At 73.8% G+C, this 13,461-nt stretch carries 13 protein-coding genes and 1 pseudogene; 9 read left to right on the forward strand and 5 right to left on the reverse strand.

What is annotated here, in order from left to right:
- Positions 1-91: 91 nt before the first annotated feature.
- The gene (locus tag QA634_RS03070; protein ID WP_012330584.1) at positions 92-622 is read left to right on the forward strand and encodes a PaaI family thioesterase; all 531 of its coding nucleotides are present in this window, start codon (positions 92-94) and stop codon (positions 620-622) included.
- Between the two features lie 67 nt (positions 623-689).
- The gene (locus tag QA634_RS03075) at positions 690-1,097 is read left to right on the forward strand and encodes a globin family protein (protein ID WP_012330585.1); all 408 of its coding nucleotides are present in this window, start codon (positions 690-692) and stop codon (positions 1,095-1,097) included.
- A 124-nt stretch (positions 1,098-1,221) separates the two neighbouring features.
- On the opposite strand, the gene QA634_RS03080 is transcribed toward QA634_RS03075, so the two are convergent.
- The 3 genes from QA634_RS03080 to QA634_RS03090 form a co-directional block, all read right to left on the reverse strand.
- The gene (locus tag QA634_RS03080) at positions 1,222-1,722 is read right to left on the reverse strand and encodes a MucR family transcriptional regulator (protein WP_012330586.1); all 501 of its coding nucleotides are present in this window, start codon (positions 1,720-1,722) and stop codon (positions 1,222-1,224) included.
- 514 nt (positions 1,723-2,236) lie between these two features.
- Positions 2,237-3,175 carry an SMP-30/gluconolactonase/LRE family protein gene (locus tag QA634_RS03085; RefSeq protein ID WP_012330587.1) on the reverse strand — a complete coding sequence of 313 codons (939 nt, stop codon included), beginning with the start codon at positions 3,173-3,175 and terminating at the stop codon, positions 2,237-2,239.
- A 13-nt stretch (positions 3,176-3,188) separates the two neighbouring features.
- Entirely contained in the window at positions 3,189-4,481 is a 1,293-nt protein-coding gene (locus QA634_RS03090; protein WP_012330588.1) for an MFS transporter, read from the reverse strand.
- A 188-nt stretch (positions 4,482-4,669) separates the two neighbouring features.
- Here QA634_RS03090 and QA634_RS03095 point away from each other — a divergent pair.
- Both QA634_RS03095 and QA634_RS03100 read left to right on the forward strand, forming a co-directional pair.
- A pseudogene (locus QA634_RS03095) lies at positions 4,670-5,161 on the forward strand (GntR family transcriptional regulator); the annotation flags it as partial.
- A 142-nt stretch (positions 5,162-5,303) separates the two neighbouring features.
- Positions 5,304-6,191: an NAD-dependent epimerase/dehydratase family protein gene (locus tag QA634_RS03100; RefSeq protein WP_012330590.1), complete on the forward strand. Its 888-nt coding sequence runs from the start codon at positions 5,304-5,306 to the stop codon at positions 6,189-6,191.
- Here the strand turns inward: QA634_RS03100 and QA634_RS03105 are convergent.
- A complete protein-coding gene (locus tag QA634_RS03105) occupies positions 6,181-7,167 on the reverse strand; it encodes an aldo/keto reductase (RefSeq protein ID WP_012330591.1) in 987 nt (328 codons plus the stop codon). The genes QA634_RS03100 and QA634_RS03105 overlap by 11 nt on opposite strands.
- A gap of 116 nt (positions 7,168-7,283) precedes the next feature.
- On the opposite strand from QA634_RS03105, the gene QA634_RS03110 reads away from it, so the two are divergent.
- Genes QA634_RS03110 through QA634_RS03120 form a run of 3 tightly spaced genes read left to right on the forward strand, consistent with a single transcriptional unit; the run spans position 7,284 to position 9,967 of the window.
- Positions 7,284-7,880 carry a metallophosphoesterase gene (locus tag QA634_RS03110; RefSeq protein WP_012330592.1) on the forward strand — a complete coding sequence of 199 codons (597 nt, stop codon included), beginning with the start codon at positions 7,284-7,286 and terminating at the stop codon, positions 7,878-7,880.
- A gap of 54 nt (positions 7,881-7,934) precedes the next feature.
- Positions 7,935-8,192, forward strand: coding sequence for a helix-turn-helix domain-containing protein (locus tag QA634_RS03115; protein ID WP_012330593.1), 258 nt, complete (start codon positions 7,935-7,937; stop codon positions 8,190-8,192).
- Positions 8,193-8,224: 32 nt separating this feature from the next.
- Positions 8,225-9,967 (forward strand): SulP family inorganic anion transporter, encoded by a 1,743-nt coding sequence (locus QA634_RS03120; RefSeq protein ID WP_012330594.1) that lies wholly within the window; start codon positions 8,225-8,227, stop codon positions 9,965-9,967.
- On the opposite strand, the gene QA634_RS03125 is transcribed toward QA634_RS03120, so the two are convergent.
- A complete protein-coding gene (locus QA634_RS03125) occupies positions 9,939-10,835 on the reverse strand; it encodes an NAD(P)H-binding protein (protein ID WP_012330595.1) in 897 nt (298 codons plus the stop codon). The two genes, QA634_RS03120 and QA634_RS03125, sit on opposite strands and share 29 nt — an antisense overlap.
- 107 nt (positions 10,836-10,942) lie before the next feature.
- Here QA634_RS03125 and QA634_RS03130 point away from each other — a divergent pair, with 107 nt between their 5' ends.
- Positions 10,943-11,416, forward strand: coding sequence for a winged helix-turn-helix transcriptional regulator (locus QA634_RS03130; RefSeq protein ID WP_012330596.1), 474 nt, complete (start codon positions 10,943-10,945; stop codon positions 11,414-11,416).
- 308 nt (positions 11,417-11,724) lie between these two features.
- Positions 11,725-13,410: a methyl-accepting chemotaxis protein gene (locus tag QA634_RS03135; RefSeq protein WP_012330597.1), complete on the forward strand. Its 1,686-nt coding sequence runs from the start codon at positions 11,725-11,727 to the stop codon at positions 13,408-13,410.
- Positions 13,411-13,461: the final 51 nt, after the last annotated feature.

A 13,461-nucleotide genomic window follows, 5' to 3' on the forward strand; every position in this document is an offset into this window, starting at 1 on the left:
GCCGCGGTCAACATCGCGGCCGGCCCGTCGCGTTGCCCGCCCGGCCGCGCTTGGCTAGGCTGCCGCGGCAGGCCTCCCGACGGGACGACAGATGACGAGCGACACGCCCGAGCCCTCCCCCGCGCGGCGCCGCCTCGTCGAGTGGGCGGATCCGCGGCTCACCGCCCGGGCGGGGCTCGGGCGCGCGGGGCTGGACTTCCTGCGCGCGCTGATGTCCGAGGAGGTGCCGCGCCCGCCGATCAGCGCGCTCGTCGGAATGGAGATGGTCTCGGCCGAGAGCGGCCAGGTCATCATGCGCATGGCTCCCGGGGAACACCTCTACAACCCGATCGGCTGCGTGCACGGGGGAGCGATCGCGACCCTGCTCGACAGCGCGATGGGCTGCGCCGTGCACTCGCTGCTGCCGGAGGGACGCGGCTACACCACGCTCGAGATGAAGGTGAACTACCTGCGCGCCCTCACCCGGGAGACGGGCGTGGTCACGGCCGTCGGCGAGGTGCTGCATGCCGGGCGCCAGCAGGCCGTCGCCGAGGCGCGGCTGACGGACGAGGAGGGGCGCCTCTGCGCCACCGCCACCTCGACCTGCCTGCTGTTCGACCTGCCGGCCCGGCCGTCGGCCTGATCGCGGCGCGACGGCGGACGATATCTGGTGTAAGCTCGGCCGTCCCCGGTCTATCTCGGTGATGCCGATGTCTCCTGATCAGATCCGCCTCGTCCAGGACAGTTTCGAGTCAGTCAGTCCGATCGCCGCGACGGCCGCCGATCTGTTCTACGACCGCCTGTTCACGATCGCCCCAGACCTGCGCCCGCTCTTCCCCGACGACATGAGCGAGCAGAAGCAGAAGCTGATGGCGATGCTGGGGCTCGCCGTGGCGCAGCTCGGCCGGCCCGACACGGTGGTGCCGGCCATCCAGGAGCTCGGGCGGCGGCACGTCGCCTACGGCGTCGGCGAGGCGCACTTCGCGCCCGTCGGGGAGGCGCTGCTCTGGACCCTGCAGCAGGGCCTGGGCCCGGCCTTCACTCCGGAGCTGCGCGAGGCCTGGACCGCCACCTACGGCCTCGTCGCGGGGCTGATGTCGGGGGCGGCCCGCGCCTGACCGGCGCCGGCAGGCCCGCTCATCCGCCGTCCGGACGTGATCGTCCGGACGGCGGATGCCAAGCCCGCGCGGCGCGTGAGCGAAGCCGACATCCGCATGGCGACTCCGTCCGTCGGATGTCGCATCACTCGGCCGCCGTCCTCGGCGGCCGGCCGCGCCGCGCCGGCGTCTTCGCGCTCACCACCGCGTCGGCCGCCGCCCGCTTCTGCATCGCGCGCTCGCGGCGCAGCTGGCCGAGGCCGAGGCTCTTGGCGAGTTCGGAGCGCTGGGCCGCGTAGGTCGCCGCCACCATCGGGTAGTCCGGCGGCAGGCCCCACTTCTCCCGGTACTGCTCGGGGGTGAGCCCGCGCCCGGACAGGTGCCGCTTCAGCGACTTGTAGGGCTTGCCATCCTCGAGCGAGATGATCGCGTCCGGCGTCACCGTCTTCTTGATCGGGATCGGCGGCACCGGCTTCTCCGGGGCCGCCGGCGGCGGCGCGATCAATGCGTGCAGCGTCTCGTACACGCTGCGCAGCACGGCCGGCAGCTCGGCGCCGGAGATCCGGTTGTTGGAGACATACGCGGCAACGATGTCGCTCGCGAGCTCCGTCAGATTGATGGAGGATTCCTCTACGACGGCACTCATGGCTACGTCCTTTTGAATGACGCCACAATTTTCCCCGAGCGCGATCCTTCGTCAATCGATCCAGGCTGCTTGTTCGCAAATAATCACCGCTGCGCACTTTGTGGGAATGTCGGCAAGTGACTTACGGTTGCTGATATCTTTGCCAATCCACCGCCTGCGTGCAGAAACCCGGAGGCTTCGGGGGCGCGCCGCCAGGGTCGCGCTGCCGCGAACCCGAGGGAAGCCATGCGGTTTGGGCATGAATCGCGGCCCGGTTGCGGCCCGAGATGCGCGGGTCTCGCGGTCAGCCCCGACCGGCATGCAGCCGGCGCGCCCCTCCGGGCGGAGGGCGGCGGCTTCCCGGGAGGCCGCGACCGACGCGCGCCCGCCACCGGGGGCCGGCGCGCCGCGGTCGCGGCCCGGCGCCGGGACCCTGGAGCAGCGCCCGATCACGCTGCACGCGGACGCTGCTCCCGGTCGTGGATGGTGCCGCATCGTCCTCGACGAACCGGCATCCACGTCGCCGAGAATTGCTCTAGCCGCCGGGGCAGCCCTGCGCGTCCACGTACAGGGCGTAGACCGACTGGCTCGCGGCCATGAACAGGCGGTTGCGGTGCCGGCCGCCGAAGCAGAGGTTGGCGCAGCGCTCCGGCAGGCGGATGCGGCCGATCAGGCGGCCGTCGGGGTTGAACACCATCACCCCGTCGAGGGCGTCGTCGCCCATGCCCCAGCCGCACCAGAGATTGCCGTCGACGTCGCAGCGGATCCCGTCCGGCGTGCCCGGCCCGGCATCGATCAGGACGCGCCGGTTGGCGAGCCCGCGCCCGCCCGTCACGTCGAAGGCCGCGATGCGCCGGGTCGGCTGCCCGCGGGATTCCACGAGGTAGAGCACGGATTCGTCCGGGGAGAAGCAGAGGCCGTTCGGGCCGGCGATCTCCCGCGCCGCCGCCTCCAGCGTCCCGGTCGCGGGGTCGAGCCGGTAGACGTTCTGGGCCAGTTCCGGCTCGGCCCGCTCGCCCTCGTAGTGGCCCAGGATGCCGAAGGGCGGGTCGGTGAACCAGACCGCCCCGTCCGAGGCCACCACGACGTCGTTCGGCGAGTTGAGGCGCCGCCCCTCGAAGGACTCGGCCAGGACCGTGACGGCGCCGTCGTACTCGGTGCGGGTCACCCGCCGCCCGCCATGCTCGCAGGTGACGAGGCGCCCCTGCCGGTCGCGGGTGTTGCCGTTCGCGAAGCGCGAGGGCTTGCGGAAGGTCCCGACTACCCCGCTCTCCTCGTCCCAGCGCAGGATGCGGTCGTTGGGAATGTCGCTCCACAGCAGGCAGCGCCCGTCCCCGAACCAGACCGGCCCCTCGGCCCAGCGGCAGCCGGTGGCGAGGCGCTCGACGGCGGCGCTGAAGACCCGGTAGCGGGCGAAGGAGGCGTCGATGATCTCGACCGCCGGGTCGGGGTAGCGCGGGCTCGGTGTCCACACGGGGCCTGTCTCCTCACTCGGCCTTCATCGTCGCGGGGCCGGCGCCCAGGGGCAAGGCGGGCGGCACGGCCGCCGCGCGGCCCCGCTCGCCGAGCAGGAGCCAGACCACCAGCAGCGCCGCGAGATCGAAGACCGAGAGGCAGGCGAAGAGCGGCTCGTAGCCGATGCGCGCGGCCGCCTGGCCGATCAGCAGCGAGAACAGCGTGGCGCCGAGATAGCCCGCCATGCCGCCGAACCCGGTCGCGGTGGCGACCTCCTGCGGGGCGAAGCGGTCGGTGACGACCGCGTAGAGCAGGCTCGACAGCATCTGGTGCGCGAAGGCCCCGAGCGAGAACAGCGCGATCACCGTGAAGGGGCTCGCCACGAGGCCGATCAGCCCCGGACCGATCATGCAGACCGCCCCCACCCCGATGCCGGCGACCCGCGAGTTGCGCAGCGAGATCCGGAAGCGCCGGGCGAGAAAGGGGGAGAGGTAGCCGCTCGCCACGCAGCCGAGATCCGCCGCCAGGAAGGGCATCCACGCGAACAGGGCGAATTGCCTGATGTCCATCCCCCGGGCCGTGACCATGTAGAGGGGGATCCAGTAGTTGAAGGTCTGCCAGGCCGGCTCGGTCAGGAAGCGGGCCGCCGCGATGCCCCAGAACGGCCGCGCGGTGAGGACCGCGCGCACCGAGGGCCTGGGCAGGGCCGGCCGCGTGCCGATATGGGCGCGCTCCGCCGCGCCGAGCGCCGGGTGGCGGTCGGGGTCGCGGTAGAGGAGCCACCACAGCAGGGCGACGCCCACCGACATCAGGCCGGTGATCACGAAGGCGGCCTGCCAGCCGAGGCTGAGCGAGAGCCAGATCACCAGCGGCGGCGCGATCATCGCCCCGACCGAGGAACCGGTGTTGAACCAGCCGGTGGCGATCGAGCGCTCCTGGGGCGGGAACCACAGGGTCGAGGTCTTCACGGCGGCCGGGATCGCCGCCCCCTCCCCCACCGCCAGCAGGGCGCGGAACCCCGCCATCGACAGCCAGCCGGTCGCCAGCCCGTGCAGCGCGCAGGCCGTGCCCCAGATCAGGGCGAAGACCACGTAGCCGGTGCGCAGGCCGATCAGGTCGGTGAGGTAGCCCGCGAGCGGCTGCATCAGCCCATAGGTCACCTGGAACGCCGCCACCACGTAGGAATACTGCTCGGTGGTGAAGCTCAGCTGCTCCTTCAGGACGGGGGCGAGCACGCCCAGCGCGTTCCGGTCGATGTAGTTGACCACCGTGCCGAGCGCCACGAGGACGAGGATGCCCCAGCGGAGCCTGCCGACCTTGCCCATCCGTTCCCCTCCCGCGCGGCGCGCCCCTCCCTTGCCACGGGGCGCGCGCTTCGTTACTGCGCTCGTTATCGATAATGATATTGGCTGACAAGAGAGGGCCCGTGCCCGAGGCCGCGCCGACCACGATCCACGCCCTCCCGCGGGGGCGGCGCCACGTCCAGGTGGCGGACGCCCTGCGGCGGGCGATCATGCTGGGCGAGGTGGCGCCCGGCGCGGCGCTGCTCGAACTCGAGCTCGCCTCCCGCTTCGGCTGCAGCCAGGGCCCGGTCCGCGAGGCGCTGCTGCTGCTGCAGGAGGAGGGGCTGGTGCAGCGTTTCGGCCACCGCGGCACCCGGGTGTCGGAGACGAGCCCGGACGAGGCGCTGGAGATGCTGCGCCTGCGCCGGGACATGGAGTGCCGGGCGGCGCGGCGGGCCTTCGCGGGGCCGCCCGACCCGGACCTGCTGCCCGACCTTCGCGGCCGGCTCGCCGCCATGGAGGCGGCCGCCGCGGCGGGCGACGCCTACGCCCTGGCGCAGGCGGACCGCGCCTTCCACCGGCGCCTGTTCGCGGCGGCGCGGCTGCCGAGCCTGGAGCCGCTGCTGCTGCGCTGCCTGACCCACAACCACCGCTTCAAGATGCTGCGCGGCCCGGTGCCGCCCGACCTGGCGCACACGGCGCGGCGGCATCTCGGCATCCTGGCGGCGGTGGAGCGGCGGGACGGGACGGCGCTCGCGGCGGCGCTGGCCCACCACGTCGCCACGATCCTGGATGACGGCCCCTCGCTCCTCGACGAGGCCGAGAGGGCCGGCGGCGCGGGCGCGCCGGCGCGGAGGGGGATGCATGGTGAGGATCGCGCTCTCGGGAGCGGGCGGGCAGATCGGGCGGTCCCTGCGCCCGCGGCTCCTCGCGGCGGGGCACCGGCTGCGCTCGGGTGCGGGCTTCGACGCGCTGGAGCCCCTGTCGGCGGAGGAGACGATCGCGGCGGGCGACCTGCGCGACCCGGAGGCGGTGGACCGTCTCCTGTCGGGCAGCGAGGTGCTGGTCCACATGGCGGGCACCAGCGTCGAGAGGCCGCTGCCGGAGGTGATCGAGAACAACCTCGTGGCGCTCCACGCGGTCTACGAGGGCGCGCGCCGCCACGGGCTGCGCAGGGTGGTGTTCGCGAGTTCGAACCACGCCTTCGGGATGCACCCGGTCGAGGCGCGGCTGGGGGCCGAGGCCCCGTTCCGGCCGGACGGGTTCTACGGGCTCAGCAAGGCCTGGGGCGAGGCGATGGGCCGGATGTACTGGGACAAGCACGGCATCGAGGGGGTGGCGCTGCGCATCGGCACGGCGCAGCCCCGCCCGACCGAGCCGCGCCACCTCGCGACCTGGCTCGGCCTCGACGACCTCGCGGAGCTCGTGCTTCGCGCGGTCACGGCGGCCGTGCCGGGCTACCTCGCGGTCTGGGGGGTGTCGGACAACGGCGCCAGCTACTGGGACAATTCCGGCGCGGCGGCGATCGGCTACCGGCCGCGGCAATCGGCGGACGCCTTCGCGCGCGAGATCCTGGCCGGCGCCGACCCGCGCGACCCGGTGGCGCGCCGGTTCCAGGGCGGGAGCTTCGCGGCGATGGACTACACCCCGGAGACGGAGCGGCCGGACCGCTCCTCGGGGGGTGATCCGGCGCGCGAAGGCGCGGTCCCGAAGCCGGATCGGCCCGCCGACCCGGATCCGCTCACCGGTTGACGGACTGCATCCCCGCCGCCGGGTAGCGCGTCCCGGCGGCCGCGCCGGGCGGGAGCGCCGCGGCGAGGCGGGCGAGGTCGTCGGGCGCGAGCGCCACGTCGAGGGCGCCCAGATTCTCCTCCAGGTAGCGCCGCCGCTTGGTGCCGGGGATCGGCACGATGTCCTCGCCCTGCGCCAGCACCCAGGCCAGGGCGACCTGGGCGGGCGTGCAGCCCTTCTCCCGCGCCAGCGCCTCGATCGCGCCGACGAGGGCGAGGTTCCTGGAGAAGTTCTCGCCCTGGAAGCGCGGCGCGTTGCGGCGCAGGTCGTCCGGCGCGAGGTCGTCCGGGGAGCGGATCCGCCCGGTGAGGAAGCCGCGCCCGAGGGGGCTGTAGGGCACGAAGGCGATGCCGAGCTCCCGGCAGAGCGGCAGCAGCGCCTCCTCCGGCTCGCGGCTCCACAGGGAATACTCGGTCTGCAGCGCCGTGATCGGGTGCACGGCGTGGGCGCGCCGGATCGTGTCGGGCGCCGCCTCGGACAGGCCGAGATGCCGCACCTTGCCCTCCCGCACCAGCGCCGCCATCGCCCCGACCGTGTCCTCGATCGGCGTGTCCGGGTCGACCCGGTGCTGGTAGTAGAGGTCGATCACCTCGACGCCGAGGCGGCGCAGGCTCGCCTCGCAGGCCTGCCGCACGTAGTCGGGCCGCCCGCAGATACCCCGGAAGCTGCCATCCGCCCCGCGGACATTGCCGAACTTGGTGGCGACCACGATCCATTCCGAGCGCTCGCGCACCACGCGCCCGACCAGCTCCTCGTTCCGCCCGACCCCGTACATGTCGGCCGTGTCGAGGAAATTGACCCCGAGATCGACCGCCCGGTGCAGGGTCGCCACCGCCTCCGCCTCGTCGCGGCCAGCGTAGAAATCCGACATGCCCATGCAGCCGAGGCCGAGGGCGGAGACCTCCGGGCCGGCGGCCCCGAGCTTGCGCATCTTCATGGACGAGGCTCCTTCGCGTGCGGGATGAGGCGGGGGATCTGCGCCGACGGGTGGCCGATTCAAGGCGGGCCGGCCGCGCCTATCTGAGATCGCAGCCGCCCGCCGCCCGGACCCGCATGGCCACCTACTTCACCGCCAACACCCATTTCGGCGACGCCCGCATCCTGCGCCAGCGACGCCGCTTCGCCAGCGTCGAGGAGCACGACGAGACCCTGATCCGGCACTGGAATACCGTGATCGGGCCCGGGGACGCGGTCTGGCACCTTGGCGACTTCGCGGCCGGGGCGAGCCGCGCCCGCTGCCGCGAGATCTTCGCCCGGCTCAACGGCGTCAAGCGGCTGGTGCGCGGCAACCACGACACCAACCGCGTGCTCACCCTGCCCTGGGCCGAGCCGCCGACCGAGAGCTACCGGCTGAACCTCCCCGCGGCGGACGGGAGCGCCTGCCGGCTCTTCCTCGCCCACTACGCCCACCGGGCCTGGCCCGGCCTCTGGCGCGGCACCCGCCACCTCTACGGCCACACCCATGGGACGATCCCCGACACGACCCGCTCCTGCGACGTGGGCGTCGACGCCTGGGACGACCGCCCGGTCGGCATCGCCGCCCTGGTCGCCCGCCAGCGCGCCGCCACGCTCGTTCCCGACGAGCTGCGGCGCGATGCCGGGGTGGAGCCCGGCAGCCGCCGGGACTTATCCCTGAACCGTGATGATTGATGTTCTGTACATCAATCATCCGGTATGATACCGCTGTGCCACGAAGGAGCCGGCATGATCACCGCCGCACAGATGCGCGCCGCCCGGGCCCTGCTCGGCATCGACCAGCGCCAGCTCGCCGAGCTGGCGGGCGTGTCGCTGCCGACGATCCAGCGGATGGAGGCGAGCGAGGGCAACGTGCGGGGCGTCGTCGACACCCTCACCAAGGTGGTCGAGGCGCTCAATCAAGCCGGCGTCGAGCTGATCGGCGACAACGCGGTGAGCCGGGAGGGAGGGCGCGGCGTGCGCCTCGCCCGGCCGGCCCCGCGCTGAGCGCCGCCGGGACGGGGGACGGGGCCAGCATCATGAGTGCCGAGCGCAGTGCGGCGAGCTTCGCCGACCTCTACACGCCCAAGCTGGTGACGGTGCTGCGCGAGCGCTACGGCCTCGCCGACCTGCGGGCGGACGCGCTCGCGGGGCTCACGGTGGCGATCGTGGCGCTGCCGCTCTCGATGGCGATCGCGATCGCGTCGGGCGTCACGCCGGACCGGGGCCTGATCGCCGCGATCGTCGGCGGCTTCGCGGTCTCGGCGCTGGGCGGCAGCCGCTTCCAGATCGGCGGGCCGGCCGGGGCCTTCATCGTGCTGGTCGCCGCCACCGTCGAGGCGCACGGGGTCGACGGGCTCCTCACCGCCACCCTGCTCTCCGGGCTGATCCTGCTCGCCATCGGCTTCCTGCGGCTCGGCACCTTCATCAAGTACATCCCCTACCCGGTCACGGTCGGGTTCACGGCGGGCATCGCGGTCATCATCTTCGCCGCCCAGGTCAAGGACCTGCTCGGGCTGACGCTGCCCGGCCGGGAGCCCGGGCCGATCCTCCCCAAACTGGCCGCGCTCGCCGCCGCGCTGCCGACCGTCAACGGCGCGGCGCTCGCCGTCGCGGGGCTCAGCGTCGCGATCATCCTGGGCCTGCGCCGCCTGCGCCCGCACTGGCCGGGCTTCCTGATCGCGGCCTGCGCCGCCTCCCTGCTCGCCTGGCTCGCCGGCCTGCCGGTGGAGACGATCGGCAGCCGCTTCGGCGGCATCCCGCAGATGCTGCCGGCCCCCGCCCTCCCCGACCTCTCGCCCGCGAAGGTCGCCGAGATGCTGCCCTCCGCCCTCTCCTTCGCGCTGCTGGGCGGGATCGAGAGCCTGCTCTCGGCGGTGGTGGCGGATTCGATGAGCGGACGGCGCCACCGCTCGAATTGCGAACTCGTCGCGCAGGGGGCGGCCAACGTCGCCTCGGCCCTGTTCGGCGGCCTCTGCGTCACCGGCACCATCGCGCGCACCGCCACCAACGTGCGCGCGGGGGCGCGCGGCCCGGTCTCGGGCATGCTGCACGCGGTGTTCCTGCTGCTCTTCATGCTGGTGGCCGCGCCGCTCGCCCGCTTCATCCCGCTGCCGGCCCTCGCCGCCGTGCTGGCGGTGGTCGCCTGGAACATGGCCGAGAAGCACGCGGTCGCGGCGCTCCTGCGCGCCTCGCGGGGCGACGCGCTGGTGCTCGCCGCCACCTTCGGGCTGGTGGTGTTCCGCGACCTGACCGAGGGCATCCTGGTCGGCTTCGGCCTCGGGGCGCTGCTGTTCCTGCACCGGATGGCGCAGGCCGTGGACGTGGAGCGCCGCCTGCCCCTGGTGGCCGAGGACGCGGCCGATTCCGCGGTGCCCCGCACCCCCTACGATGCCGGGCTCGCCAGCGATCCGGACGTGATCGTCTACCGGATCTCCGGCGCCTTCTTCTTCGGCTCCGCGGCCGCGGTGGGCGCCGCCCTCGACCGCCTCGGCGAGCGGCCGCGCGCCACCGTGATCGACCTCTCGGAGGTGCCGCTGCTCGACTCGACGGCCGCCGCCACGATCGAGGCCTTCGCCCGCAAGGCCGAGCGGCACGGGGCGAGCGTCCTCGTCGCGGGGGCGAGCCCGCCGATCCGGCGGATGCTGCTCAGCCACGGGGTGCGGCCGCCCGCGGTGCGGTTCCGCGCCAACGTCGCCGAGGCGCTCACCGCCGCCCGGGGGCCGGATCCCGAGCTGCCGGAGGCCGCGTCCGTCAACGCCGCAGCGCTGCGGCGACCGTGACGGCGGCGGGCGTCGTCGGCCGGCCGATGAGCCGGCTGAGCGCCCGTCCGTCGTCGAAGAGCGCGCCCCGCGCGGCCGCCGCGTCCGACTGGGCCAGCAGCGCCGCGACCGGCTCCGGCAGCCCGGCCCCGAGCAGGGCGTCCTTGAACGCGGCCTCCGTCAGGTCCCGGTAGGCGACGGGACGCCGCGCCTGCCGGGCGATCTCGGCGGCGAACTCCGCGAGCGTGTAGGCGCCGTCGCCGGCGAGTTCGTGGATGCGGGGCGCGTCGGCGCCGCCGGCCGGGTCCGCGGCGCTCAGCACCGCGGCGGCGGCCTCGGCGTAATCCGCCCGCGCCGCCGAGGCGATGGGCCCCTCCCCGGCCGCCCCCAGCAGCGCGCCCTCGGCGAGGGCCGCGGGGATCGAGGCCGCGTAGTTCTCCGTGTACCAGCCATTGCGCAGGATCACGCAGGGCAGGCCGGATTCGGCGAGGGCCGCCTCGGTCCGCCGGTGCTCCCCGGCGAGGGCGAGCGGGGAGGTGTCGGCCCGCAGCACGCTCGTGTAGGCGACGAGGCCGATCCCCGCCGCCCGCGCGGCCGCGATCACCGCCCGGTGCTGCGCCTCCCGCCTGCCGATCTCGCTCGACGAGATCAGGAGCAGCCGGTCGATCCCCGCGAAGGCCGCCGCCAGGGTCTCGGGCCGGTCGTAATCGGCCTCCCGCACGGCGACGCCGCGGGCCGACAGCCGCGCGCCGGCCTCGCCGTCGGGCCGGCGCATCCCGGCGACGACGCGCTCCGGCGCGAGCCGCGCCAGCAGGGCGTCGATCACCAGGGTGCCGAGCTGGCCGCTGGCGCCGGTGACGAAGAGGCGATGGGTCGCGTGCGCCGACATGAGGTCGTCCCGCCTATGGTCTCGCTGTGGTCCATGGTACCTATGCGAGACCGTTGACGCGCGGAAGGAGGCACTTTCATGGGACCGGGTGACCGCGAGGGAACCGCGTGAGCGCCCGGGCCGACCTCGCGCGGGCCTTCGCGGGCTGGCGGCGCGCCGCCCAAGATCCCGCCTCCCAAGATCCCGCCTCCCAAGATCCCGCCTCCCAAGATCCCGCTTCCCCGGACCCCGCCTCCTGCCCGGTGCGGGACGTGCTCGACCGCGTCGGCGACAAGTGGACGAGCCTGATCCTGATCGCGCTCGCCGAAGGGCCGCGCCGCTTCGGCGCGCTCGGCCGCGCGGTGCCGGACATCTCCAAGCGCATGCTGACCCAGACCCTGCGCCACCTGGAGCGGGACGGTCTCGCGACGCGGACCGTCTTCCCGACGAAGCCGCCGAGCGTCGAGTACCGGCTCACGCCGCTGGGGGAATCGCTGCTGGAGCCGCTCGCCGGGCTGGTCGCCTGGGCCGAGGAGCGCCACGCGGCGATCCGCGCCGCCCGCGCGCGCTTCGACGCGGGCGACGATGCGGGGGCGGGCTGAGGTCCGGCGGCCGCCCCCCGGCGGATGCGGGATGGGCCGCCTGCCCCACGGTCGAATCAGTCGAGCCGACCCGCGCATGCGGGGCCATCCGCTGATTGCAGCGTTACATTTGTCATCCCACTCTGAGAGCCGATATAACCGAAAGGCTTAATCACTGAATCTGACGATAGACTGGTCAAATTCGGCCTTTGTTAAAGATTCTGACGGAGGAGTAGGGCCCACGCTCCGAGACCGGATCCGCAGCCGCCGCCCGGCAGGGCGCCCGCGGCGCGGCCGATCCATGTCGGAGCACCGACAGGAGATCGCAGATGCGCACGACCCGGTCCCTCGGCGTGAGCGGAAAATTGTCCGCCGCTTTCGCGTTGCTGGCCCTCGTCACCCTGGCCGCCAGCGCGGCGTGCTATCTTCAGTTCTCGTCGATCGAGCAGAAGGTCGGCTGGACCCAGCACACCTACGACGTTCTCGGCGCCACCACCGACCTGACGGCCGCGATGGTCGACCAGGAAACCGGCATTCGCGGCTACATCATCACGGCCGACACCAAGTTCCTCGAACCCTATCAGGCGGGCAGGAGGGCCTACGGGGCGGCCTTCGACAAGGCGAAGTCCCTGACCTCCGACAATCCCGCCCAGCAGGCGCGGCTCGGGGAGCTCGACCGGCTGGTTCAGGCCTGGAGCCGCGAGATCGCCGAGCGCGAGATCGCCCTGACGTCGGAGCCGTCCACGCGCGACGAGGCGCGGGCCTCGGTCGGCTCCGGGGCGGGCAAGGCCGCGATGGACCGGATCCGCGCCAAGGTGGCCGAGATCGAGCGGGCCGAGACGGACCTGATGAGCGTCCGCGCGGGCGAGCAGCAGACCAGCTTCCGTCTCGGCTACGCCGTCACTCTCGGCGGGGTCGTCCTCGGCCTCGTGCTTCCCGGCCTCCTGTCGCTCGCCGTCGTCCGCACGCTCGCGCGGCCGATCCAGGATCTGACGGCGGCCATGCGGCGGCTGGCGGAGGGCGACAGGACGGTGCCCGTCCCCGGCCTCGCGCGGCGCGACGAGGTCGGCGCCATGGCGGCGGCCGTCGAGGTGTTCAAGCGGAACGCGATCGAGGCCGAGCGCCTCGCCGCCGCCCAGGCCGCCGAGGACGAGGCGCGCACGCGCCGGGCCCGCACCCTCGACGCGCTGACCCAGAGTTTCGATCGCGCCGTCTCCACCCTCACGGCCGGGCTGGCCGGCGCGGCCAGCGAGATGGAGGCGACGGCGCAATCCATGATGGCGGTGGCGGACGACACCACCCGGCGCTCGGCGACGGTGGCGGGGGCCGCGGGCGTGACGTCCACGAACGTGCAGACCGTCGCGGCGGCGAGCGAGGAGATGTCGGTCTCGATCCAGGAGATCGTCCACCAGGTCACCCAATCCGCGCGGATCGCCGATCGGGCGGTCGAGAATGCCAAGCGGGCGGACGCCACCGCCAAGCACCTGACCGAGACCGCCGAGCGCATCGGAACCTTCGTGTCGCTGATCTCCGGGATCGCCGGCCAGACGAACCTGCTCGCGCTCAACGCCACGATCGAGGCGGCGCGGGCCGGCGAGGCGGGCCGGGGATTCGCGGTCGTCGCCGCTGAGGTCAAGGAACTCGCCAACCAGACCGGGAAGGCGACGGACGAGATCGGCGCCCGGATCGGGGACATCCAGGGCGCGACCCGCGGCATGGTCGCGGATATCCAGGAGATCGGCCGCGTCATCGAGGAGATCTCGGCCTACGCGGCCGGGATCTCGGCCGCCGTCGAGGAGCAGGGCAGCGCCGTCCAGGAAATCACCCGCAACGTGCAGGAGGCCGCCCGCGGCACCGAGCAGGTCACGACGACCATGTCGGGGGTGCGGGACGGCGCGGGCCAGACCAGCGCGGCCGCCACGCAGGTGCTGGGCGCGGCGCGCGACCTGGCGCGCCAGTCGGAGGTCCTCCGCGGCGAGGTCGCCGAGTTCCTGGCGAAGGTCAGGGCCGCCTGACCGGGACGGGGCTCCGGGGCCGCGGTCGGGCCCGGCGCGGGCCCGGAAGGT

Source organism: Methylobacterium sp. CB376, from assembly GCF_029714205.1.
Lineage (GTDB): Bacteria > Pseudomonadota > Alphaproteobacteria > Rhizobiales > Beijerinckiaceae > Methylobacterium.

Bases quoted from the DNA above. Each gene is read 5' to 3' on its own strand.
- QA634_RS03115 (WP_012330593.1), top strand. From the start codon at position 7,935: ATGATCACCGCCGCACAGATGCGCGCCGCCCGGGCCCTGCTCGGCATC.
- QA634_RS03135 (WP_012330597.1), top strand. From the start codon at position 11,725: ATGCGCACGACCCGGTCCCTCGGCGTGAGCGGAAAATTGTCCGCCGCT.
- QA634_RS03100 (WP_012330590.1), top strand. From the start codon at position 5,304: ATGGTGAGGATCGCGCTCTCGGGAGCGGGCGGGCAGATCGGGCGGTCC.
- QA634_RS03070 (WP_012330584.1), top strand. From the start codon at position 92: ATGACGAGCGACACGCCCGAGCCCTCCCCCGCGCGGCGCCGCCTCGTC.
- QA634_RS03105 (WP_012330591.1), bottom strand. From the start codon at position 7,167: ATGAAGATGCGCAAGCTCGGGGCCGCCGGCCCGGAGGTCTCCGCCCTC.
- QA634_RS03110 (WP_012330592.1), top strand. From the start codon at position 7,284: ATGGCCACCTACTTCACCGCCAACACCCATTTCGGCGACGCCCGCATC.
- QA634_RS03080 (WP_012330586.1), bottom strand. From the start codon at position 1,722: ATGAGTGCCGTCGTAGAGGAATCCTCCATCAATCTGACGGAGCTCGCG.
- QA634_RS03075 (WP_012330585.1), top strand. From the start codon at position 690: ATGTCTCCTGATCAGATCCGCCTCGTCCAGGACAGTTTCGAGTCAGTC.
- QA634_RS03090 (WP_012330588.1), bottom strand. From the start codon at position 4,481: ATGGGCAAGGTCGGCAGGCTCCGCTGGGGCATCCTCGTCCTCGTGGCG.
- QA634_RS03125 (WP_012330595.1), bottom strand. From the start codon at position 10,835: ATGTCGGCGCACGCGACCCATCGCCTCTTCGTCACCGGCGCCAGCGGC.
- QA634_RS03120 (WP_012330594.1), top strand. From the start codon at position 8,225: ATGAGTGCCGAGCGCAGTGCGGCGAGCTTCGCCGACCTCTACACGCCC.